This is a genomic window from Ferrimicrobium acidiphilum DSM 19497, assembly GCF_000949255.1.
Classification (GTDB): Bacteria; Actinomycetota; Acidimicrobiia; order Acidimicrobiales; family Acidimicrobiaceae; genus Ferrimicrobium; species Ferrimicrobium acidiphilum.
Map to the genome: position 1 here is coordinate 1 of NZ_JXUW01000011.1, position 23,688 is coordinate 23,688.

Genomic DNA, 23,688 nt, shown 5'->3' on the forward strand with positions numbered 1-23,688 from the left:
TCGTGGAGCTGTGGATCACCAGCTCGGCTGTCATAGTGGGTAAAGCTTGCAGCACTAATGCCGGTGACGTCCTCTCGGAGGACACCGTTCTTACCAGAGCGCGAGTGAATCACTTCACGTTCTGCATAGGCAAGGACATAGTCGATGGCTCGTTGATGACAGCGATAGATAATTGCTTTGGTCTCCGGATCGGCTAAGGCCCAGGCGACAGAGACGGATTTAGAGGGTGAGAAGGTGAGATCGAAACCAGCTACTGGCTTGCCGATCTTCTTTTCTGCTTGGGCCTCTTCAGCCTTGATCGTTTCGATCGCCAAGGCTCGATCCTCCCCTGTGAGGGTCTCTGGTAACCTGGCAACTTTGGCCTTGATCCGATCGCTCATACTCACCCGTCGGATTCGTAACGCCTGTCCAACTGGATCACCAGTGAGGGGATCAGCAACGAGTCCAAGCATGTTCCACAGCTGGGATTCGGTGACCTCTGAGTCGTGCTCGATCCCCTTTCCCTCTCCGAGATCAGCCAGACCCCTACCCTTCCATCGACCCGGTGGGGTGCCAGACTCTGCGTAGTAACGGGTTAGTTCTGAGCTCTGATCTCCTCGGCCATCGCCAACGGCGATCGAGTCCATGAGGTACTTATAACCCTGGCCGAGGGAGAGCTTGCGAATGGTGAGCATGGGAGTGTTCCTTTGGTCAAGGGGTGCCGAGTACGCCCTTGTTGGAGGGCCCAACGGTTGGAAATCTGTCACGCACATTGACGAATGCCTGTTCGAATCTCGCGGTAGCGGCCTCGGATGCAAGGTGTGTGGTAGGAACTTCGTCAGGTTTTGGGTGTTTGGGGTTAGGTCAGGCGTTGGGCACCGGCTGGGCTCTGGTTGGGGCCAGCGGTTAGGAATCGGGGTGCGGGCTTGTTTCGGTTGGGACTTTCGCTGTTTCGATGTTGCTTTGCGGCTTTTCGTCTGCTCACCCCTGTAGGTATGACCAAGAATTCCGACTCCTGCCTCACGCGATTCCACTCCCAGCGAGAGAGTGCCCTTCGTACCTGGCTCGAGGCCAATGCTTGACTGCCATCCGTCTCGATCAACTCGGTCAGTTGTGCCCAGCCAGGCGAGAGGCTCTGGACACAGAAGTTCGAGTAGCCATAGACCTCGGAACCCTCGTTGGCCATTGACAGCCTTTACATATTCCTGATACAGGAGTGCTCGAGTCATGGATTTTCGGCCAAGTTCGCTAACAACATGGGCAAGGTCAATCGGTACCTTTATCGTCGTTGGTCTTGGACCAGCCGGATTCGGATACATCAACGCTTTGAGCTCAGTGTGTTAACGGTCACTGAAAACTGCACGCTCCACCGTCAAGTCCAAGGAACCGCGATACCGTCGCATGTGATATCCCTAACGACTGCGCAATCTCGTTACGATTTTTCTCGAGTTCATAGTGGAGGCGAATCACCTCCCTAACATAGTTCATTTCAGTTCCCCACGTTCCTCTCTTCTTTGACACCCGTCGACCTCCTCTCCATGGGACCCCCCTTTGGTGTCCTGGAGGAGTATGGTCGATTGGTTGTACCTGTCAATCACTCCCAGGAGTTAGAGTTGAAGGGCTTCAGGAGTTAGGCCCGCAACCAGACAAGTGTTAATTTTATTCATACCTCTATCCACGGTGAAGTAAGGTTCTACATTGCGAACCGGGGCTCGTAACTTCGCACAATGTTCGGGGTGGAAGGAGTAACCAAGAAGCGGCGTGGATGCTTCCCGAAGCGCTGGGCCCAAAGCATAAGACGTCTACGTATCTCGATGTCTACCTGGCGATTCTAGAAGCACAACTTGAGCACCTCTGACTTACTTAATGTTGTCTAGCTCCAGCGTATTCCCCTTATACGTGCTAGATTGCCGGGGTCATTGTCCCATTTGTGGTTGGGATATATGGGTTAGATGTTTGCGATTACGGGTCGCAAATCCACGGCATCCAGGATGACAAGGTGGACTCCATATTTCTGGGCGACTTCCTCCGCTATCGTGATCGCACCTTCCTCCAGCGGTTCGGTGCAAGCCATTACGTGTGCATCGGCCAAGAGACGCTTGGACAGCTTAACATCGCGATGAATTTGTTCTTCGTCGAAAGCTGCTGCACTTGTTTTTACTTCTCCTGCGATTACTTTTCCATCATGGACGCCAAAGAGATCAACCTCGCTCTCGATACCATCGTCGAAGGAAACATTCACCCCTGGCAAAATGAACGTGTTCGACGACCGCTTGTGTAGCGCAGCTATCACCAAGAGATGCGGCAGAACCCCTTGGTCACTTGCTAAGTCAATCAATGAGTTGAGACGGTAGTAGGTAGTGATCCCCGCTGATGTGTAAGCGTACCGTCCAGAACTCTCACACCCCGGGCATCTCGCAGAGGGAGTGGTGTCGCGAAAGGGAACAAAACTCGTGACGGAGCAGCGCTCACAGCTGATCCGACACCCACGCTCGGCCCAGCCGAGTGTGACGAGAGTCTCCGCGGCGACGACCCCGACCTCTGGCTGGTGGACGCCACATAGGTCGCTCGTACATTGACTCGTGCGCTCAAGACGACCAAATTCGCTAGCCAACCTCGAGAGGTCTAATTGGTTTCCCTTCGCAGCTTGCTCGTCCAAGGCGGCACCTACGCGCTCTTTCCTCAAGGTCGTTAAGGAGCGGATCGCCTCGAATACCCCAGGCTCCAACAGACGCTCGAGTTTCCACGACGGAGTAATGCTCTGACCCATGCGACCCTTATCGGACAGGCAATGCGATTCGGTCGCATCGTCGAGCAACGTTTCAACGACTTCGCGAAGTTGAGGAACGCAGATATCAATCTCATAGTAGGACAATGCCTGTTGGTACAGTTCGATCCCGCCATCCCGCCAGTGGCTCTCGGGCTGAATAAGTCGCGCAATAGAGGGGCGTTTGGGAAAAGGCGAAAGGATATCGGAATTGATCTTTACTTTAGTGGCTCCGGAACCAGCGAAGCGTACCGGAGAGTTGAAGGCAACTGATGTTTTATCTCGAAAGACCTGTATGGGAACCCTCGTTGTCATCCCGTAGCGACGGTGCCAACTCATATAAGGCACTGGATCTATGCCAACGCGGTAGGTGAACGGCGGTAGTCGAGGAGCGATGGCATCCACTGCACTAAATTCTTGCGACGGGTTCCTGCTGTCTTCCACTAAACCCCACGATTCCGCAATTGTGCGAAGTCGATCTGGTGTGACCTCCTGGCTATATAAAACAGCATCAGCCGGGAACACACCTGATCGACCTCGAAGTAATTCCTGGATTCGCTCAAAGAAGAGGATCCAGCTATCAACCTTTTCAGCGGGCAGTAGCAGCATGGGTACGCTCTCTCGACCGAAGGGCCGAAGTGCTCGAAAGTTCCAATATGCTATGCAATCCGGGAATGGGTCCTTATCGCAGAGCCAGAAGACCGCTGGGCGTGTATAGGGGCCACCGTCACTCCAATGCTGGCCAAACTGTGAGGCCGTGCGATCAAGGGCAGTCTGCCTGGAGGCGAAGCCCGTTGATTGACCGGGACTGCTGGGTACGACCAAGCCTTGTGATCTAGCGATGGCTGATGCAAAGGTGCCTGCTGCCGCGATCGCCCAGAGGTCCCCTAGATCATCGGTGGATTCGGTGTAGAACCAGGAGCCAGTTATCGGCCCAAAACCCCCGGCGTATTCTGCTGATTGGCTCCATGATTGTTGATCTTCTTGGCTGATGACCATCGGGTGACAGGTATGCCGACCAGGACCCTCTTGATCGATGACATCAATCGAAACAAGAGGCAACCCTAAGCGTTTAGAAACGGCCTGGGCAGCCCGATCATCGCAATCAACATTTACGAGTTCATCCACATCGGCGAGTTCCGCAATGGTGCGCCACTGGTCATCGAGCTCTAAATCTTGGTTGACGGGGATAATCGGCTCAGTGACGCCCCCCCAACGTGTACATGCTTCTTGAACCGCTCTTATGAAGCCCGATACGCTTCCTTCACCAATAAGGTACGCGACTCGCGCTGGCGCAATTACCATGCGAAATTCTTCTTGGCCGAGGTACTCACGTGATTGCATAACTCTAGTTTCGCACAGAATGCTCCAAAGCAACAGCTTTGGCATTGCTCCGATATCTAGGAGCTTGTTTTCGAACAACTCGGGTCCCAAAGGCGTTGACTGAAATGGGCGTGAATATTCAATTCATGGCTACGCCCAAACGTTACTCTGCGTAGGGTTACCAGACAAGCCCCACCTCTCCAGAGGGTAACAATATCGGGTTGCCGGTGCGCACGCTGGTGTGTGTTGGATACTTGGCGCGCGTAGGATCGAAGCTCGGTGGGTGACTGCGAATCGCCGTCGCGGGGGACGTTGCTCTTCTTGAATGTACGGCGCTAATCGAAGTGAATGCTAGCCGCAAACTCCTGACACGACTCCATCCGTTGCACACGAGAAAGTGCGAGCTGTATCATGGTGACATTGTTCTACTGGGAAGGAGATCGAGTTATGGGGGCAAGCAGACCAATAAGTTGATAGAGACACATGTCAAACGCATGGATGATGTAATCGTGTCGGACGTACCCACTGCCCGCCAAGCGCTTGCTCATGCTACGGCAGCCGTTGCAGCAATCAATCAAGGTTTGATTCCACCGCAAAGTTACGAGTCGATCGGGGACCTAGATCCAGTTGAAGAGATCGTCAACAAACTCGAGGGGTGGATCACGTGCATCCTCGACAAGCTTGACTTGATCGTTGAAAAACTTGGCGAGGGAGTAACTTTCTCTTTGTCAGTCGGGACGGGTATCTCTGTGACGATTAATTTTCCAGCGAACCAAGCAGTTCCCGCAAAATCTAAGGAGCCTGGAGTGTCAATGTCACAGGGTAATTGAGAATGCTGGGTGATATCCATCAGGCAGTTGCGATTTTGTTCTTGAGTGAATAGTGGTCGTAGCGCGAGCTACCGTAGCCGTGCACGTCGCAATGCGCGAGAGGGATGTCAAGGGAGTTCTTCGTCGCGGTCGATTCGTGATCAGAGACCCAAAGTGGATCCGGGAATTTCTTGGCATTGGCTAGCACGCGAGGTAACACTGCCACTACTGCTATGAACGATGGGTGAACCTGTGAACGTTGTTTACTGCTATATCGAACCGCGACATCTTTGACCACCCGCATCAGAAAGAAACTCCATAGAGGTCGCGCAGTGTGGAACGGTCCGCGCAGTGGACTACACTTCGCATAATTACCGAATTGAACCGCGATAGAGCAGGGTGTCGGGGCCAGAGCATAGGCTTGGACTATGGCTTCCGCTCCCATCCGCCACGGTCTTATTCGGGTTCCATTTATCGGCCAACAACACGGTATATATTGGCTCCGACTTTATGCCATCGATACCAGCAGCTTCGTTGTTATCGTCACTGAGGTCCCTGGGAATCCAGGCCCTTCCATCACGAATGGCATCTCTCTGATCTTTAAATTCATCTGCCGGGAATATCAGCTCGACCCTGCTCATGTGATATTCTTCGAGGTCTGGCCTCTCGGAGTATTTCAGAATCAGAAGGCGCAGTACAGGAGAGTTGCTTTCTTTCCATCTTTAGCCTGGGAAGACGTGACCCTGAAGCAGATAGAAAACATGGGGCTCTATTGACATTCATGTTTTACCATGGACTTGTCAAGAGTCCAGTCCGGCGCGATTGTCCTGAGTTTGTAGTGTCCCGCTTCGAGTTCCTTCAAGCGTGTTACCTCATTAGCCTTCATTCTGCCGCACCGGTGTCAAGAGTCCTCTCATCTATGCCAAGTGGTTTCTGTGATGCCAAAGTTTCTTGCTACTTCAGCTACCGTTTGCCCTTGTTAAGCGTCTGATCGCCTGAAAACAATTGCCCTCTGCTAGTTTTTGTGATGACCTATTCTGGCCCTTGCCCTTGCCCTTGCCCTTGATGCGATTTCCTCCCACATCTATTGTGGCCGGTCTTCTCATATTTCAGGTGGATCGAACAGGGGTTCACCACTCGACTGGGAATAAATCCAATGGTCCCCATGTCGTTGCACTTTAATTCGAGTAGAAGTCTCCGACATGCATCTAGATATGGCTGATTCGAAGTCGACGTGCTCGTTCTCGGAACGCGGCTTCACCACCTTCGAGGATCTCGCAGACATCAGTCCTAATAGCCGCATTTTCTAGCGAGCCAGCGTGGTAATTAAATTTTGGTGGGTTGCCTTCCTTATCTCTTACACAAGTGGCAACGATCACCTGGTCGACGTCAGTATTGACAACGAGGTTTGCATTGTGCGTGACAATGATAACCTGTCGTCTCGCCCTCGCATTCCGAAACAGATACACCAGTTCTTTGAACACGGAGCGTGGGTCAAGGTTCTCTTCCGGCTGATCTATAACCAATGGGCGATGGTCGTTGACGTCAAGCGCTAGGTACAGCAGCAGCAATACTATCCCCCGAGTTCCGGGACTCAGCTGGAAAAGCGGTTGGCCTTCGTACTCGAAATTGTACGTGACAGAAATATGATCAGTGGAGTATAGCCATCGACCGACATCGAGCGTCCACTGTTGGTATTCAGGCGTTCCAGATTCTGCATTAGCTTGCTCGATAATAGCTTGATCATACTGTTTTCGGAACTCGGACATCGCGTGCACGACCTCGGCGGCTGTGCCGGTTTCCCAGCTAGACAACAGCAGTATACGTGCCATTTGTGCAAGTGATCCACGGCCGCGAAACTTACCGATCTTTCGTAGATCGATCAACTCCTCGCCACGTGAAGCCCAGAGTTGGAGATCAACCTTTCTCGCTACATTGAGACGGAGGCTTCCGACCGACCCTCCTGTGTCTGTGAGCTTGGCTGACAAGGGCTGGTATAGCTCTTCGAGGATCTTCTCCTCCGCGAGCACGAGTTCAAAGTATTGCTGATACACCTCGGAGCGCTCCCGAACGAGTTCTTTCAGCCGCTCGCTCCATCCCTCGAATAGGTCGATATCGCGCTGTGCTTTTTCGATTTCGAGCTGCCTCGCGCTAATGCGCGTATTAAGCATCTTAAGCTTCTGCGCATTCTGCCTGTCGATACCGATCTCCGTAGAGACTTTATCAAATTGGTCTTTTAGGGTGGCCAAAGCGACATTACGCAGTTGGTCTGCCGTTGACGTGATAGTCGCAGGAGCGTCAGGATCTGCCGTCTGCAGGCGGTTGATCATCTCGGCATTGTTCTTCTGATGTCTTGCGATGACGTCCGTGGGAGAACCTTCAAATATCAGTTTGAATTCGGCCCAATCCACTTCCGACAGTGCCAGCGATCCATATTCCGATTGAAGTTGGTTTGTAAGGCGGGGGAGTATGTCTGCTTCGTAGCGTTGCACCTGCTCGGCGAGATGTACTAAGCGCTGGGTACGTTTTGCCGCATTTTGCATCTTCCGTTGTCGCCTGTCTATTTCTTCTTGAAGTCGTTCGTAATAAGCGGCGCGTTCTTTCTCGCCTTGTTTGACTATCGCGTCTCTGTTGTTCTTGTCCGTCATCAGCCGAGAGTGCAGGACTTCAAGCGCCTTCTTCTTGCCTGGGAGCTCAGCGCGGCGCGTCCGTTCAGCAAGAACATCCTCCGATATACGATCAAGTTGTTCTGTGAGATAGGTGCGTTGGCGCCGGGTATCGCCGACCCGCTCTTCTAGTAACTCGTTGAAGTTCGTTGCTTCCAAACGCGCCGACGGATCATGCGCCTCGAATACAACTTTCTGTATCTCCTCGATCAGCTCGTCGTCAATACCTTCGGCACTGCACAGGTGTTCGACGAACTTCTGGCTGAGGTAGTGGACTTCAGGATCGTCGTCGGGGGTCTTCCCGACCTGAGATTGTGACTGATCGGAATTGCTCCATTCAACTTCGACACTGACACCGCTCAGGAACTGTTTCGCCCGCACCAGGAATGAATCGTTGCCGTTGCTCGGTAGCTTACTGCCGCCCGCGTGAGCAATCAGATCGGCTAGTGCTGTCTTTCCGGAACCCCGAGCTCCGATCACTGCCACGAGGCCCGGGTTCAGTGGCATTCCGCTATCCAGCAACCATGGAGCACCAGAGGTTTTAACGGATGCGAGTGTTCGTTCCGGACTCTCGAGCTCTAGAGGCAGCGGCCCGATGTAGACACGGCTTCTTGGCTCAAGGCAGGCCTGCCGGAGTGACTCAAATACCGGATCGCCCTTGATCCAGGTGTAGCGACCAAGATCGGGTCTCCCAACGTCGGCTATGCAGTGCGCATCGGAACCGTGGAGACATGGTTTGAGACCACCGTACTCAGTCTCCAGATCGTGCTTTGTTGCCCCTAGTTCGCCACACCAAAACGCCGCCTGCCTCTCGTTACTTGAAAAGATAATGTGCGCAAATCCCTCAATCTCTTGGCGTATTGCTGCGAAACTTGTGTTATCGGTCTGCAACCCCGCCGTGCCATCGGTAGAGCTGCCAGCGACGGCGACAAGGGAGTTCGCTCGCATCCACTCGCTGTCCTCAAACTCAGAGCGCAGCTGCCGAAAATCAACTTTGAACTGGTTCACTCCTGCACGTAGCGCGGCCTCGTCGTCGGGCAGAGAGGGATCATGCGCCCGACCCAGGCGGGCCAGATCCGCAGGCGCACAGGTGTACTTGTCTTTCTTGTATTCGAAGGTAAGTCGCGCAAGGAAATGGTTGAGTCGCTCAAGATGTCTAGGGTCGTCAGGTGAGACAAGGAGATGTAGGTTGATTCCTTTGCTCTTCTTAGTTTCGATGCTCAGACGTAGCTCTATATTTGGAAAGAGGAGGGCGACACCCGCGAGGCGTCCTTTGTCATGCTTCGCAGCGGCCACCGCCTCGTAGCACCTTGTCGTTAAGTAATCAGTTACTCCGACGGCCTCTAGTGACGGAGATGCTGCTTCGATGGCATCTAGGTAGTCGTCAATGGACCCGTTACCGCCGAACTGGTCATTTAGGAGTGTTCCCGGAGCGTGGATGTGAGGGTCCCAACGCCTCCACAGAGAGCCCTGTTGATTACCTGTCATCTCACATTTCTCCCCATCGTTCATGACCAAGCGGTGCTCGGTCCAATCGAGCTTGGCGTGCTCTCCAGTCAGGCATGTTCTTGTCCATCAGTTTGATGAAGCGCTCCCCATGGCCCCGTTCGAGGAGGTGAGCCATCTCATGGACCGCGACATATTCGAGACCTTCGGGATGCTTTTTGGCTAGTTCGAGGTTAAACCAGATGCGACCCGCCTCTCGATTACACGAACCCCATTTCGTCTTCATTCTGCGAATCCTCCATTGCGATACCGTGACACCAAGTATTGGTTCCCACTCCGCGAGCACAGGAGGAATGGTGAGACGCAGTTGCTCACGATACCAATGATCTAGTAGGTCCCGTCGCCGATCAACAGTTGTGCCTACCGGGATGTAGAGCAGGAGTCGTTGGTCTGTCAGCTCTATATGAGCCCGACCGGGGCACTCGATGACCTTCAACCGGTAACGCCTTCCCCACACGTAGTGAGACTCGCCGGTAACCATTTCTCTCATACTCTGGCGCTCGGCAGCCTGCAGTCTCTGGCGCTGCCTCTTGATCCAGGAGAGACGTGTGATAACCGCTAGGCGCACTTGATCGTCATCGAGCGTTTCAGGCGCCGCAACCCGCACGCGTCCATTGGGCGGGTAGACGCCAATATGTAAGTTCTTGACCCCTTTGTAGACGACATCGACCTCGATGTCGCTCACCCTGAGACGCGAGTTAGCGGTACTCACTTCGTGCCTTCACGAGTTCAAACAGGTCATCAAGGCGAGCATCACCGCCAGGGAGGGCTTCCCTAATCGCCAGTTTTACCTTTCTCTCTTTGAGTTGATTGCCAACCCATGAGTCAGGCTTTGTCTCAAGTACAACTTTGTCGACCCGAGAGGCAAGGTCGAGGTCTGGGGCGAAGAAGTCAACAAGAGCTCGTCGAGCGCCGTTGTTGGCCCATTCTGGATAGTCAGTCTCGGATTCTCTCTTGCCGAGCTTTGCTGCCTGTTCTAGCAACTTAGCAAGGAACTCCTTGTATTCAAGTGCTCCCTTTCGACGCTCCTCTAGTAATGCATCAAGAAGTGCTGACATTCGGTCGTAGTACTTCGGATTTGTCGGTCGCTCATCGGTGATGAGACTGCGCATATTGTTGGTGATCGTGGCGGCGACTGCTTCGGGGTCTTGTTTGATTCCCTCAGGTAGTCCTTCGATGGCATTCGGTCCGAGTCTGACGATCAGTTCTATCAGTCCAGCGTTATCGAAGTTGGAGAGAACCTCGGAGGGTTTTGCCAAGATGTAGGTATCAAGGAGGTGTCGCATGCCTGCCTCGTACTGTTTGAAGTCAACGTCCTCCCCTGCGCCGAGCTTTACTTCGTCGCGAACATTCACGTAGTGCGTGACCTCTACCTTGATGGCTTGCGCCTGAGCATCGCTATAGCCAGCTACATCCATCTCGTTAGCCAGGTTGCCATAGCTTCGTACCAATGCCGTGACGGCCTTATAGAGCTCGACTCGCTTGGGCTCGTTTGTCTTTAACTGCTCGACATTACCTGGCTCGCGTGCACAGAAGTACCTCTGGTACTGAAGCGTACCTTTGGGAGGTTCAACTGGTTCACAGAGCGCTCTGATCTTTTCAAGTGCCTCATCAAGATCCATACGGGCCTTCTCGATACGGTCCGACATCAGGCCCTCGATGTCTTGCTCGTCATAGCCGTCCAAGGGACCGATGGTGTAGTCTGTGATCGCTGACTCTAACGAGTTGAACAGATCTCGATAGTCAACGATGTAGCCATAATCCTTGTCATCTCCATCGAGCCGGTTCACCCGGCAGATGGCTTGGAAGAGACCATGGTTTTGCATCTTCTTGTCTATATAGAGATAAGTGGCACTTGGGGCATCAAAACCGGTGAGCAACTTATCAACGACGATCAGTAGGCGCATCTGGCCAGGCTCGGCGAGGAATCTCTCCTTGACTTGGCGCTCAAAGAGATCGACCTTCCCGGCTGCTTGATCAGCTGTCTCCTTGAAGTGATCAGCCAACATCTGGCGATAGATCTCATATTGGCGCAAGCGTTCGGTGGCTCCCTCTCCTGAGTCTTCCTTGGAGATGCCACCAGCCTGGGGCTCGTAGCTGGTAATGATGGCACACTTGCCCTTAAAGCCAGCCTGACAGAACAGTTCGTAGAACTTACAGGCTTGGTAGATGCTGGCACTAACCAGCATGGCATTGCCTCGACCATCCATGAGTCGTGGCTTGGTTTCCATGTCGAGCAGGATGTCATTGACGATCTGTCGGGCGCGCGGTTCAGCACTGACCACCTTCTGCATGTTGCCCCAACGCTTCTTTAGCTCCGCCTTTGAGAGATCGGTCATGCCTTTGGTCTTGGCCTCGAACCACTGGTCGACCTTGGCCGGCGCCATCAGCTCTTGATCGATGGTCCGAGCCTCGTAGCGCAGATCCAGTACCACGCCATCGGCGACTGCCTCGTCGAACTTATAGGTATGGATGAATGAGCCGAAGGTCTCGATGCTAGTTTGTTTTTCTACTTTTAGTAGTGGTGTTCCAGTAAAGCCGATGAACATGGCACCGGGGAGGATCTGTTTCATGGCATCATGGAGCTTGCCAGACTGAGTTCGATGAGCCTCGTCAACGAAGACGAAGAGGTTGCCCTTGGCCCTGAAGTCCGCTGGTAGTTTTGCCTTTAGCTCCCGGATAAAATCACCCTCGGCCTCATCGCGCTCCGAATCGTCCTCTGAGGTGCCGAACTTATGGATCAACGAACTGATCAGCCAGGGCAGACTCTCGTTTAGCGTGCCAAGGAGATCAACACCGCTCTTGGTACGGTAGATGTCCTCGCTGACGCCCTTAAAGACCCCCTCGATCTGTTGATCGAGTTCGGTGCGGTCGGTGACGAGTAGAACTCGAGCATCGCGTTGGTTCTCTCGCAGCCACTTAGCCAGCCAGACCATAGTGAGTGACTTGCCAGAGCCCTGGGTGTGCCAGATGATTCCGCCTTCGCGCTTTACAACCCGAGCCTGAGCAGCTTTGACGCCAAAGTACTGGTTGTGACGGCATGTCTTCTTCACTCCAGCATCAAAGACCATGAAGTCATGGATGATCTCTAAGAGCCGCTCCTTGGCGCAGAGCTGACCCAAAGATCGCTCAAGTGGCTCCTCGATCTCTGAGAGTTCTTTCCAGGCTAACCAGTACTTCTCGGGTGTGTCGATGACAGAATAACGTAGCCCTTCGACGTCATTGCCAGCCATGACCAGTTGCACAGTGGTGAAGAATGATCGGATGAACTCAGCGTTCTGGTTGCCAATGGTCTGGCGAATACCTTCTGACACCGCCACTTTGGAGCGTTTGAGCTCAATGGTTACCAGTGCCAGACCGTTTACGTAGAGGACGAGATCCGGGCGTTTCGTGTGGACGCCAGCTACTGTAACCTCCTCGGCAACGGCAAAGTGGTTTGCCTCTGGGTGCTTCCAATCGATCAGCCAGACCGTCTCGGTCTGCTCTCCTATGCCGGGCCGAACATGAACTCCATAGCGCAAGAGCTCATAGACATCCTTGTTTGCCTCATAGAGATCACGACCGCCGCCAAGCGAGGCGTCGCTCTTGAGTCTGTCGACTGCTTTGTTGATTAGTAAGTCAGAATATCCACGAGCCTTGAGGTTCTCGGTGAGCAGACCTACCTCGACGTTAGAGTTACCCACCCGGTACTCCCAGTTACCCAGGTAGTCATAGCAGACTTGCTCGGCAAAGAAGCGAACGATCCGATTCTGAGTGTTGCGTTCGGTTTGGCCGACGTCGCTCATGGTCCAGACTCCGCTAGCGCCTGATCGATACCTTGGCTTTGCCACGCTCCATAAGTAATTCCGCTGTCTTGCACCTTCCAGTTAGTTCTACCGTTCGCGCTACGGCCCAAGATCACCGCCGCTGCGGCCGATGGCGAGGTGAAGACCTGGTTGCGGGTGAATACCCGAGACTTGCTATCATTTGAGAGCACGAGTGTGCCATCCTCTTCGAGCTTCTCACGGAGACGCAGGTAGCCGTCATCAACACCGATCCACTTAAGCCTTGCTAGTGATCCACTTAATACAGTGAACTCCCCATCGACTTCCTGGGCGGTCGCAATGATGCGTTCTTTCGTCGGACCTAGTTGAAAAATAGGAGACAGTGCCGACGACGTGGCTTGCATGGCACTCGGTGCTTGCTGAGTTTCTCCGGCTGAAGGTAGCGAGCGAAATAGGTTCACGCCAAGGACAGGTAGCACGATTTTTGCTTGAGCGATGAAGTACTCCATGTCGGAGATATCGGCCTCAGGAAGTGGTAGCGGAGGTGGTGCGGTTCCGTTCACCAGTACCGCCCGGTTGGCTTGTTGAGCCAGGGTAATCAGGCGGGACTCTAAATAGCGAGCATGCGCCTTGGTGAGGTTGGTGTCTTTGCTGGTTAGGACGATCGCCCTATTCCAGAAGTCTTTACCTCCCTGGTCTTCGGGTCGAGCATGCTGATAGAGTCGCTTGCTGACATCGTCCCCCTCACCGATATAGGCGATCGTGTCACCAAGGCTCTTTGCGTCGTCACCGAGCAGGATATAGATGCCAGTCCGACTGGCCTCCGGGCGCTTTAGGAGCGAAGCCAGGTCAGAGCGTGGAGCAGCGACTACGTGGCCCGTCCAGTTCATGATCTCTGCTGTCAAAAGGCCACCAGGGGTACCGTCTGCCAAGAAGAGGCGGATGGACTTCCCGTCGCTCACGTCATTGTCTCCGCAACAGGTAGCCGAGTTCGACCGGTGAGGAGTTGCTGCATCATGCCTTGCTTGATGGCACGGGCTTTATCAAGCCGATGACCCAGAACGGCGATCTCCTGTTCGCAGTCTGTCAACACTCCGGCAATCGCTTGTTGTTCCTTTGTGGAGGGCAGGCTAACGTCTATGCTAGAAATGTACGAACGAGTCGTAGCAAGAACTTTCGTACCGGCGGCCAGACGTAACAAGCCCTGTCGAAACGATGGAATGTGTTGGAGGTACGCCTTGAATCCATCCGCTAGCACCGACTTGTCGAAGCGCGCTGCGATGGTGTGTAGCCCGGCAATCACGCCCTCCGTGGGTACGCCCACTAATTCGACAGATTTTCCGACTCCTGCGTAATCCTCAGAAGCATCGGCGAATATAAGATCACCTACTCTCAGGTGTCCAGTTTTACCAGCCAGATGGGATGATGCCCTGGGCATTTCTTCCTGTGATGCATTTAGAAACGGGCTTGTCCTAGTATGAATGTCGCCGTAGTGGAGGTACTTGAGACGCGAAGCAACATCAAGCTGATCTCGTGACAGCGGAACGGTCCTCACGTATGTGACGTGGTTGCCCAATGTCGTCTTAGACCATGAGCCATTGAACCCCGGCAGCCGCGTCCGCCCTGTCAGGAGCTCCTGCATCATTCCCTGCTTGATGGCTTCCTTCTTCTTGATCAGGCGCTCCAGGGTGGAGATGAAGTCGTCGGCGTCGGTCAAGACCTCGGCAATCGCTCGCTGCTCTGGAACCGGCGGCAGTGGAATTCGAAGATCCTTGATCTTAGCCAAAGTGAGTCGGGTTATGGCGTTACCCGCCATGGCATCCTCGACTTGTTTTCGACCAGCTGCCGAAAGCAGATACTGGAGAATGTAACTCTCGATGGATCGTCGCGGGTTGGCACGGATGAATGCGACGCTCGAAAGTAGGCTGATCTCTTCCCGAAACAAGTTGATGGTGGCGTTGCCTGTATTTGCCCCATCCTTGGTCAGCAGCAGATCGCCATAACGCACGTCACATCTGTGGTAGATCTTCTCGTGCTCTTCGCGCGAGATAGTTTCCACCGATTCGAGACGCAGCCGCCCTGGGCCGACGTTCTTGGAGGTGATGTACTTGAACTCGGTACCGCCGAGCTTGGGCGAGAAGTGCGTTCCGTCCTGGATCTTGATACTGATGTGCTCAAGTAACCCAACGGTCCAGTCTGAGGGTAACGTTTTTATCGCACTCATCACTCCAACCCCATATCAACCAGATGCGCTGCGACCTTGATCTCAAGGCTTCTCAGTTGTTCGTCAAGCTCATCAACCGTCTCGGCGTAGCGCTCCCCGAGCTCCTGGATGCGGACGACAAGAGCTAGCGTGAGTGCGTTGACCTCGCTTCCGACACCGGCTGCAATACTGGCATGCCACTTATCCTCGAGCACCAGTTGTTGGATATCTGCCTCGTTTAGCTCTCCGCACTTCCTCAACGTTGCGAGATCCAGAGCAGATTGGGCATCCTTGACAGCCTTCTTGGCCCAGGACTCTTCGGCATACAGCTCAAGTAGCCGTTCCAGACCCTTGACTTCGTCAGGGTCAGATCTCTCCCGCTTAGCTTCCTTGAGCCTAGATATTGCAAGGGACTTGATCACCTTGCCATCATCCATGGCTTCTGATAGCTGACCGTCCTCGACTCCATGTTCTTCTATGTACTCTTCGATTGCTCTACTGGTTTCCTCGGCTGTAGCCTTGAGCGCATCCGCTCGGGTCTGTTCATCACCGAAGTAGTGAGCGACAATCAGCTCCGGTGGCACCAGGTCCATCTTGTACTTGGTAGCGGACTTACCAGAGCCGATCACAAGGTCAGGAACCTCCGCTAGCTTCCGGTCCTTGTCCTCTATGGCCTTGCGAGGCTTGGCAGCGTTAACCCAGCCATCATTCATTAGTAGGAAGATGTCGTCGTGCATCGTCGAATGCCAGTAGGTCATGAGTTGTTCATAGACATCGTAGGCATCAAGTAGCGGCGCAGCCTTGAACCGTTCTAGTAGGTCGTCTCCAAGCGTGGCGATCAGTGCGTTCGGTTTGGTGTCAGAGCTTAGGTTCTTTAGCGCTAGACGGTGGTCCATAAACCAGTTATCGACTTTGTGCCTTACCGCTTCCGCAAAGCTCTTGAACTCCTCGGAGTCCAGGATGGTTTGCTGGACTCTTGTGATGTCGATCGCCAGATCCACATAGCCAGGACGGTTCGGTTTGAAGAGCGTTGAACGCAAGCTCGGGAAGGCGTCCCAGTAGGGAGCGAGTGCGTCTATGTCTCGCTCCGGGATGCCGCCTTCTAGATGCGCGTGGAGATCCTGGATGTCCTCGGGCGCAGAGGAATCGATATAGCGAGGGATGTTGAGGTTGTAGTCGTTCTTTGGATCGTCGATCTCGGCAAATGGCACCATGCTGGAGTAACGAGCGATCTCTGTCTGTTTGTTGAATACGTCGACAATCTTGTGGATGTCCTGGCTTCGTAGACGGTTCTTCGGGCCGTCCTTCATGAAGCCCTTCGATGCGTCGATCATAAAGACCCCACTGCGAGCTTGAGCGTTCTCTTTGTCGAGTATCACAATGCAAGCTGGAATGCCGGTGCCATAGAACAGGTTGGAAGGCAGTCCGATGATCCCCTTGATATAGCCACGTCTGACGAGCTCTTTTCGAATGGTTGCCTCGGCGTTTCCGCGAAAGAGGACACCGTGGGGTAGAATGACAGCCGCCTTGCCGGTGCTCTTCAAGGACTTCAAAATGTGTAGTAAGAAGGCGTAGTCACCATTCTTCTCAGGAGGTCTGCCGAACTCGAAGCGACCATAGTCGTTCTCCAGGCCACTACTCCATGACTTCACTGAAAATGGAGGATTAGCAACAGCGAAGTCAAAAGTGCGAAGTTGACTGCCGTCGAGAAACTCTGGGCTGGTGATGGTATCGCCTTTTTCGATCTCAGCATCCGCGTTGCCGTGTAGGATCATGTTCATCTTCGACAGTGCCCAGGTGGCGTTGTCCTTCTCCTGCCCATAGATAGTGATGCCACGAGGAGCTTCGTCGGCGACTTTGAGCAAGAGCGACCCGGAACCACAGGTAGGGTCATAGACCGTGTGGTCCTGCTTGGTATCTGGACCAATACCTACCACCTTGGCAAGAATCCGAGAGACTTCGGCTGGGGTGTAGAACTGTCCCTTGGACTTGCCGGACTCGGTTGCAAAGTGGCGCATCAGGTATTCGTAGGCATCACCGAGTAGATCGTCACCTTCGGCACGACTGCCTCGAAAGTCAAGGTCAGCGAAGATGGCTACGAGCTTAGAGAGGCGGTCCTGCATTTCCTTGCCTCTACCGAGCTTCTCTTCGTCGTTGAAGTCAGCCTGGTCGATGACTCTTTGCAAGTCGTTAGCCTCGGCAAGCCTGGCGATAATCTTGTTGAGCTTGTCGCCGATTTCCTTGTCACCCTTGAGTGCGACCATGTCGTCGAAGGAACCGCCAACTGGGACTTCGATCAAGCTATTCCGGTCAGTCTTTGCCTTATCGGATACGTACTTCACGAACAGCAAGGTCAGGATGTAGTCCTTGTATTGAGAGGCATCCATTCCACCGCGCAGCTCATCGCAACTCTTCCAGAGGGAGCCGTAGAGATCGGACTTTCGTAAAGTCACGCAGCTCTCCTCGACCTGTTGCCAATGGTCATAAACTTACTAACTCCTTCAAAAACGGTTCGTAGCATAGGCCGCATTTCAACTCCTAGAAACCCAACCAAGCAGCTTGTATGCCCATTTCTACCATAGCACGAGATGGAGGCAGCTGATGGTTTGACTCGTTCTGGTACAGGAATGCGTAGTAGCTGAGTTCCTGAGCCAGAGCGTTCTAGAACCTCGAATACTGGAGGTCTCATCGATAGGCGAGCGTCGTACTAGTTTGCGAACGAGAGTTTTTAGCTACGGCTCGCCGCGGTGCTACTTCCGCTCCGGGGAGACCTCTTAAATGGCCTGGTCGGGCGTGGGTCGATAGTGCAAGGCACTCGACCGGTGAGGATTCTTGGACTCTTTTCTTGAGGCAATAAAGGAGGTCGTAAAACTCTGCCCGAACAGAGCAGCTGTACACCTCGGCGCACCCGATTGTGTGAGGATCAAATTACCATAGGCAACCGCTAAGGCAACCGGCCAAACTTTCTTCGTCGCTGCCTGCCATCAAATAGTGGCTGTGACCTGCTGTAATGTGGTGGAGGTGAAGGGACTCGAACCCTCGGACCTCTTGACTGCCAGTCAAGCGCTCTACCAGCTGAGCTACACCCCCAATGGTTTACCGAAGACAGTGTAGTATCTGGCTATAGATCTCAGGTCGGTGCGTTGCCACAACCGAGTGGCTCGGATGGCGTGCACACTAGGCTTTTTGCATATGAGCGATCGATATGACCCGCCAGCGATAGAGACTGCGTGGCAAGCTAGGTGGAGCCAAGGCGAAGCCTATCACGTTAGTAATGATGACCCTAGACCTAAATCCTATGTCCTTTGTATGTACCCGTATCCTTCGGGGCCTGCACATCAGGGTCATGTTCGCAACTATACATTTGGGGATCTGAACGTTCGTTATCGCACGATGAACGGGGACGCGGTGCTCTCTCCTATTGGGTTCGATTCATTTGGACTACCAGCCGAAAATGCTGCCATCAAGACGGGAGTACATCCTCGTATCTTCACTGAAGAACGAATGGCAGAGCTCAAAGCTTCGCTATCGCGACTCGGGGCTGCGTACGACTGGCGTCGCGAGATTTACAGCCATGACCCAAGCTACATTCGATGGTCGCAATATCTCTTTCTTCAGTTTTATCGGGCTGGCCTGGTCTATCGTGGCGATGCGCCAGTCAACTGGTGTCCGGGCTGCCAAACTGTGCTGGCGAACGAACAGGTGCTAGCTGACGGAACCTGTGAACGCTCTGGTGACTTGGTAGTTCGGAGAGAGCTGACCCAATGGTTTTTCAAGATAACCCAGTACGCCGACGAACTCCTAGATGGACTTGAGGAACTTGAGTGGCCTCAACGAGTAAAGACGATGCAGCGCAACTGGATTGGACGCTCTGTTGGGGCAGAGGTCTCGTTTGAGGTTGGAGGTCTTGATGGATATCGGCTGAAGGTCTTCACCACTCGTCCTGACACGATATTTGGTGCCACCTTTGCGGTGGTTGCACCAGAACACCCTGACCTCTCTCGGCTAACCATCGACGATCACAAGGACCTGGTCGCCACCTTCTTGGAGGAGGTATCAACTCGGAGCGAGCTAGAACGTATGGCAGGAGAGGACGCGTCTAAGCGAGGCGTCTTTTTGGGCACATATGCCATTAATCCTGTCTCAGGTGAACGTCTTCCCATCTATGTGGCTGATTACGTACTTGGACACTACGGTACCGGAGCTATCATGGCGGTGCCCGGTGAGGATGACCGTGATTACGCCTTTGCTCAAAATTTTGGCCTTCCAGCAGTCGAGACCGTACAACGTCCTGAGGGTTTCGAAGGACATGTCTATACCGGTCAGGGTGTCAAAGTAAATAGTGATTTTCTTGATGGACTAACCATCGATGAAGCGAAAGCGAAAATTATCCAGCGGCTCGAAGAGCTTGGAGCCGGTGAAGGATCGGTGAAGTACCGGCTTCGTGACTGGCTAGTGTCAAGGCAGCGATTCTGGGGTTGTCCAATTCCCATCCTTTATTGTGATTCATGTGGTACGGTGCCGGTTCCAGAGGATCAACTTCCTGTCTTGGCGCCTGATGATGTAGAGTTTCGCCCCACTGGAGAGTCCCCATTGCTCCACAGTGATGCGTTCCGTTTTACTACCTGTCCTAAGTGTGGAGGTCTCGCTACGCGTGAGACCGACACGATGGATACCTTTGTCGATTCTTCCTGGTATTACTTGCGATTCTGTGATCCATTCTCCGAGGATCGCCCCTTTGATGCCGCGGCGGTCGAGGATTGGATGCCGGTCGATCAATATATCGGCGGGGTAGAACACGCCATCCTTCATCTTCTCTATGCGAGGTTCTTCACTCGGGCGCTTTCGGATCTTGGTCTGATCCCTTCGACGCTACGCGAGCCGTTTAAGCGCCTCTTCACGCAGGGGATGATTCGCTTAGGCGGCTCTAAGATGTCGAAGTCGAAGGGTAATCTAGTTACCCCACAGCGATATTTCGATACCGTTGGTGCTGACTCGTTACGTTTGTTCCATCTCTTTGTTGGGCCCCCGGCTGACGATTTCGATTGGACCGATCAGACCGATGAGATGATTGAGGGTTGTCATCGATTTCTACAGCGGGTGTGGGCTCTGGCGGATCGGATCGCGGTCGTGGAGGGCGAGCCAGATAGGGACGAGCCGATCTATCTCACCATCTCACAGCTCATTGCTCGTGCCACAGATGGTATCGAGAGATGGGCTTACAACACGTCGGTAGCTGCATTGATGGAGTTGATAAACGGCCTGTCGAAGGCTGAGGTCGATGGCGCGGATCCAGCTACCCTCGATTACGGTTTTCGAACCATGCTCGAACTCCTCGCTCCGATGGCACCGCACATCGCCAGCGAGCTCTACGAACGAAGGTATCACCGTGATGTTCATGCCCAGCCGTGGCCAAAGCCCGATCACGCGGTACTTGCATCTGCGATGGTCACCTTGGTTATCCAAGTCAATGGGAAGACTCGCGGTACTCTGTCCATCGACCCTGGCGCGACCGAGGAAGTGGTCCGACCCATCGCCGAAGCCGAAATAGCGTCTTATCTGACTGGGGTTGAGGTGCGAAGGGTGATCACCAAGCTGCCACGGGTGATCAACTTCGTTGTCGGCTAACCCAATTGGATCTTTTTGAGACTCTAGGTTTGTCGTCGATTCCGAGATCAAGATGGTGAGAACGCTGTCCGTAGTCGGAGGTATAGCTAGGTCTATTTAGGAACTCCGTGGTGGAGAATTTCCTTCGACATAGAGTACCTGGGTCGGTCGGCCATGATGATAAGGTAGTCATGTCGAGAAAAGGGGGGACTGATGGCGGATGACCGTGCTAGCGAGGAGTTCGTTCCCATTCGTGCGGTCGAGGCGATGTTTGGGATGGGGAGTGGTGGAGTCGAGGATGTTCTGCGCTATCAGGCCGTCCCAGTACTCGGGTTTCCAATACCTCTCCCTGGAGATGCGTTCCAGGTACTTTCCCGTTGTCTGCGTTCGGGCGACTTAGAAGAACATGTTACGATTACATGCCTCTCACATTACAGTGCCGCACAATTGGTGTCTATGTACAGTGAGGTGCTGACGCGCGAGGGTATGCAGCAAATCCATCCGAAATTGCCCATGGCCATACAGCCCCGCGCCCTCAACGGTTCTGTCGTACTTCATTTTGGTTCCCGCGACTTGGGTCGAGGGTGGTTCATTGGCGTGTCACCCGAGGGTGATGTGACCAGGTCGCTCGTGCGTACTATGCCAAAACATATGCTTGAGATGGAGGCTAGTGGCCCCCGCCGATTCCAAGCTTCGATCGAGCTGCCGCAGTTTACCGCCTTGGTGCGTTCGCCGGATGTAGTGGCGTTCCATGGGGGTGGAAGCGGTGGCAGTGAATCCGAGAGCTACGAGAGGATCAGCGTCGAATCAAAGGCCGGGCTGGCTACGATGGTGGCGCTCATAGAACAGAGTCTGCACGATGCTGACATACATGTTGACGAGGTCGAGGTAGGGGAGCACACCGCCGTTGTCTTTTGGAGTCAGCCAGACCAGTCTCTGCTTGGCAGCGTCTCTCTCTTTCTCGACGATCGCATCGATGATGCTAATCGTTTTTACATCAACACTGAAGGAGTCAAAAGGCGCCAGGGTCAGTCTTCACACCATCAGATCGGTTGGACCTTGATTCCGCCTAATCGGCCGAGCTGATAGCTTGACCTAATCGGTCGATGATGGGCTAACGCGTCGGCGTTAACTGTGTGATCACTTCCATCGGAAGGGATCCCCGGGTGTGCACTAGTAGCTCTTTAGTGCTGGTTGATCTATAGCTGTCAGCCTCGGATTGGCTTCTTGTTGTTGGTTGCTCTGTGGAGTTAATGCGGATCGGCGGCTTCGAGGAGCTCGTCGATGAGCGCCGGGTAGTCGTCGATGCTGGAGGTGTCACCACCTGATGCGCCTTTGCGGTAGCGCTCGACAACGCCGATAAGAATGCAGGCAAGTTTCCAGCTGCCGAAGCGTTGATAGTAGAGGATCTGGGCTGGATCTATGTGCCGAAGCGACCCATAGAGATCGTACAGTTCTTCACGGGAGGCAAAACCCTCCAATTTGGTGGTGCCATTTATAGCGTGGGACCTATTGTCGTCTGCGTTCATCCAGTAGACCCCGAGCATACCGATGTCTGCCAGTGGGTCGCCGACAGAGGCGATCTCCCAGTCCAGCACGGCGACTACGTCTCCATCTGCGGAGACAACCACATTGTCGAGGCGGTAGTCGCCATGCACCACACCTATTTTGTCTGTGGTTGGCATGCGGTTGCGGAGGGCGTTGCCAACACGGGTGACCGTTTCGATTAGAGCGGTCGAGAAGGTGTTGACGGTTGCGATTTGGCCTAGCCACCGATCAAGCTGGCGAGCGAGATACTCAAAAGGGTCAGCCCCTCCTGTGAGTCCAAGCTTGCTCGGATCATAGGAGTGGAGTTGGGCAAGGGTAGTGATTAGGTTGGACCCTATCTTGGATCGGGTCTCAACGGAGAGATCTTTGGCTGCCTTCTGGTCGCGCAAAATAAGGCCCTTGGCCTCATCCATGAGGTAGAAGGGTGCGCCGAGAATCGAGAGGTCTTCGCAGAGTGCGATAGGTGAGGGGACTGGAAAGCCGACTGGAGAGAGAGCTGAGAGGAAGCGAAACTCTCGCGCCATGTCGTGGGCGGTTGGTAGGACCATGCCTTGAGGAGGTCGACGCAAGATGACCGAGTGGCTATTGGTATCCTCGATCCGATAGGTTAGGTTTGAGCGACCACCAGGACAGAGCTCGACCCGAAGATCACCGGCGAGGTGGGCGAGATCTCGAATAACGTCGTGTGCCTTGGGCGAGAGGAGGCGGTCATATTCGGCCATCGTCTCATGGTACTCGATTACCAACACCTTCTGTTGGCAGGACTCGGATTGACGCCTAGTAGAGGGTAGAATCGTTGAGTATGGACGTAACTGATGCAACCTTTGAACAGGATGTAATTGAGGCCTCGAAGGATCGACCGGTGGTGGTGGATCTATGGGCACCGTGGTGCGGTCCCTGCAAGACCTTGAGTCCTATCATCGAGAAGGTGATAGCTGAAACCGAGGGCAAGGTCGAGCTCGCCAAAATCAATGTCGACGATAACCCTGCCTCTGCTCAGGCCTTTAAAGTTCAGGGTATTCCTGCCGTTTTCGCCATCAAAGACGGAAAGATCGTCGATAGCTTTGTGGGTGCCTATCCGGAGTCTTCGGTTCGCGAGTTCGTCGCTAAACTTGCACCAGCCAAGACGGTGGTAGACGTGCTAATCGAGGAGGGGAACGAACCCGCTCTCCGACAGGCACTAGAACTTGAGCCAGCCAACGAAGTCGCCGGCTACCTGCTCGCTAAGCTTCTGGCTGATCGTGGGGAGCTCGATGAGGCGGAGGGAATTCTCGCTCGATTTCCAGAGACTGCAGAGGTGGCCAAGTTGAAGGCGAGAATACGACTCGCTAAAGAGGGCGACGCTGGACTCGGAGATGATGAGATCACCAGAGAGCTGGATGAACTCCTTGAATCGGTCAAAGCCGACGAGGCTGCCCGCCAACGCTTCTTGGACTTGCTCAACCTTCTTCCCGACGACGACCCGCGTATCAATCAGTATCGGCGCAGTTTTACCTCTCGGCTTTTTTAAGGTACC

The 23,688-nt window shown here is 53.9% G+C and carries 16 protein-coding genes and 1 tRNA gene; 4 read left to right on the top strand and 13 right to left on the bottom strand.

Features of this window, described 5'->3' with window-relative positions:
• From mobF to FEAC_RS06705, 4 genes are all read right to left on the bottom strand, one after another.
• Window positions 1–674 (bottom strand): MobF family relaxase (mobF, locus tag FEAC_RS15510; RefSeq protein WP_035389692.1); only part of this gene is annotated, 674 nt, incomplete at its 3' end.
• 164 nt (window positions 675–838) lie between these two features.
• A complete protein-coding gene (locus tag FEAC_RS15515) occupies window positions 839–1,165 on the bottom strand; it encodes a hypothetical protein (protein ID WP_035389694.1) in 327 nt (108 codons plus the stop codon).
• Between the two features lie 161 nt (window positions 1,166–1,326).
• On the bottom strand, window positions 1,327–1,500 hold the full coding sequence (locus FEAC_RS15520; protein WP_156099280.1) for a hypothetical protein: 174 nt from the start codon (window positions 1,498–1,500) through the stop codon (window positions 1,327–1,329).
• 427 nt (window positions 1,501–1,927) lie between these two features.
• Window positions 1,928–4,051, bottom strand: a complete 2,124-nt coding sequence (locus FEAC_RS06705; protein ID WP_152623119.1) for a hypothetical protein — start codon at window positions 4,049–4,051, stop codon at window positions 1,928–1,930.
• A 488-nt stretch (window positions 4,052–4,539) separates the two neighbouring features.
• Here FEAC_RS06705 and FEAC_RS06710 point away from each other — a divergent pair, with 488 nt between their 5' ends.
• A complete protein-coding gene (locus FEAC_RS06710) occupies window positions 4,540–4,899 on the top strand; it encodes a hypothetical protein (protein WP_035389697.1) in 360 nt (119 codons plus the stop codon).
• A gap of 350 nt (window positions 4,900–5,249) precedes the next feature.
• Here the strand turns inward: FEAC_RS06710 and FEAC_RS15150 are convergent, their stop codons facing one another.
• The 8 genes from FEAC_RS15150 to FEAC_RS06755 form a co-directional block, all read right to left on the bottom strand.
• A complete protein-coding gene (locus tag FEAC_RS15150) occupies window positions 5,250–5,519 on the bottom strand; it encodes a hypothetical protein (RefSeq protein WP_152623120.1) in 270 nt (89 codons plus the stop codon).
• A gap of 567 nt (window positions 5,520–6,086) precedes the next feature.
• Window positions 6,087–9,032 (bottom strand): TrlF family AAA-like ATPase, encoded by a 2,946-nt coding sequence (locus FEAC_RS06725; protein WP_035389702.1) that lies wholly within the window; start codon window positions 9,030–9,032, stop codon window positions 6,087–6,089.
• A gap of 1 nt (window position 9,033) precedes the next feature.
• A complete protein-coding gene (locus FEAC_RS06730; protein ID WP_035389703.1) occupies window positions 9,034–9,762 on the bottom strand; it encodes a M48 family metallopeptidase in 729 nt (242 codons plus the stop codon).
• The gene (locus FEAC_RS06735) at window positions 9,749–12,835 is read right to left on the bottom strand and encodes a type I restriction endonuclease subunit R (protein ID WP_035389705.1); all 3,087 of its coding nucleotides are present in this window, start codon (window positions 12,833–12,835) and stop codon (window positions 9,749–9,751) included. Before FEAC_RS06735 ends, FEAC_RS06730 begins: the two co-directional genes overlap by 14 nt.
• On the bottom strand, window positions 12,832–13,776 hold the full coding sequence (locus FEAC_RS06740; protein WP_035389706.1) for a GIY-YIG nuclease family protein: 945 nt from the start codon (window positions 13,774–13,776) through the stop codon (window positions 12,832–12,834). Before FEAC_RS06740 ends, FEAC_RS06735 begins: the two co-directional genes overlap by 4 nt.
• On the bottom strand, window positions 13,773–15,038 hold the full coding sequence (locus FEAC_RS14660; RefSeq protein ID WP_035389708.1) for a restriction endonuclease subunit S: 1,266 nt from the start codon (window positions 15,036–15,038) through the stop codon (window positions 13,773–13,775). The genes FEAC_RS06740 and FEAC_RS14660 overlap by 4 nt, the downstream gene beginning before the upstream one ends.
• Window positions 15,038–17,470 carry a type I restriction-modification system subunit M gene (locus FEAC_RS06750; protein WP_081901109.1) on the bottom strand — a complete coding sequence of 811 codons (2,433 nt, stop codon included), beginning with the start codon at window positions 17,468–17,470 and terminating at the stop codon, window positions 15,038–15,040. Before FEAC_RS06750 ends, FEAC_RS14660 begins: the two co-directional genes overlap by 1 nt.
• 560 nt (window positions 17,471–18,030) lie before the next feature.
• Window positions 18,031–18,107: transfer RNA gene (locus FEAC_RS06755), tRNA-Ala, on the bottom strand.
• A 102-nt stretch (window positions 18,108–18,209) separates the two neighbouring features.
• On the opposite strand from FEAC_RS06755, the gene leuS reads away from it, so the two are divergent.
• Window positions 18,210–20,645: a leucine--tRNA ligase gene (gene leuS / locus FEAC_RS06760; protein ID WP_035389710.1), complete on the top strand. Its 2,436-nt coding sequence runs from the start codon at window positions 18,210–18,212 to the stop codon at window positions 20,643–20,645.
• A 192-nt stretch (window positions 20,646–20,837) separates the two neighbouring features.
• The gene (locus FEAC_RS06765; protein WP_035389712.1) at window positions 20,838–21,710 is read left to right on the top strand and encodes a hypothetical protein; all 873 of its coding nucleotides are present in this window, start codon (window positions 20,838–20,840) and stop codon (window positions 21,708–21,710) included.
• Window positions 21,711–21,874: 164 nt separating this feature from the next.
• Here the strand turns inward: FEAC_RS06765 and FEAC_RS06770 are convergent, their stop codons facing one another.
• A complete protein-coding gene (locus FEAC_RS06770; RefSeq protein WP_156099281.1) occupies window positions 21,875–22,894 on the bottom strand; it encodes a phosphotransferase family protein in 1,020 nt (339 codons plus the stop codon).
• 80 nt (window positions 22,895–22,974) lie between these two features.
• Here FEAC_RS06770 and trxA point away from each other — a divergent pair, with 80 nt between their 5' ends.
• On the top strand, window positions 22,975–23,682 hold the full coding sequence (gene trxA / locus FEAC_RS06775; RefSeq protein WP_052565907.1) for a thioredoxin: 708 nt from the start codon (window positions 22,975–22,977) through the stop codon (window positions 23,680–23,682).
• The last annotated feature ends 6 nt before the right edge of the window (window positions 23,683–23,688 follow it).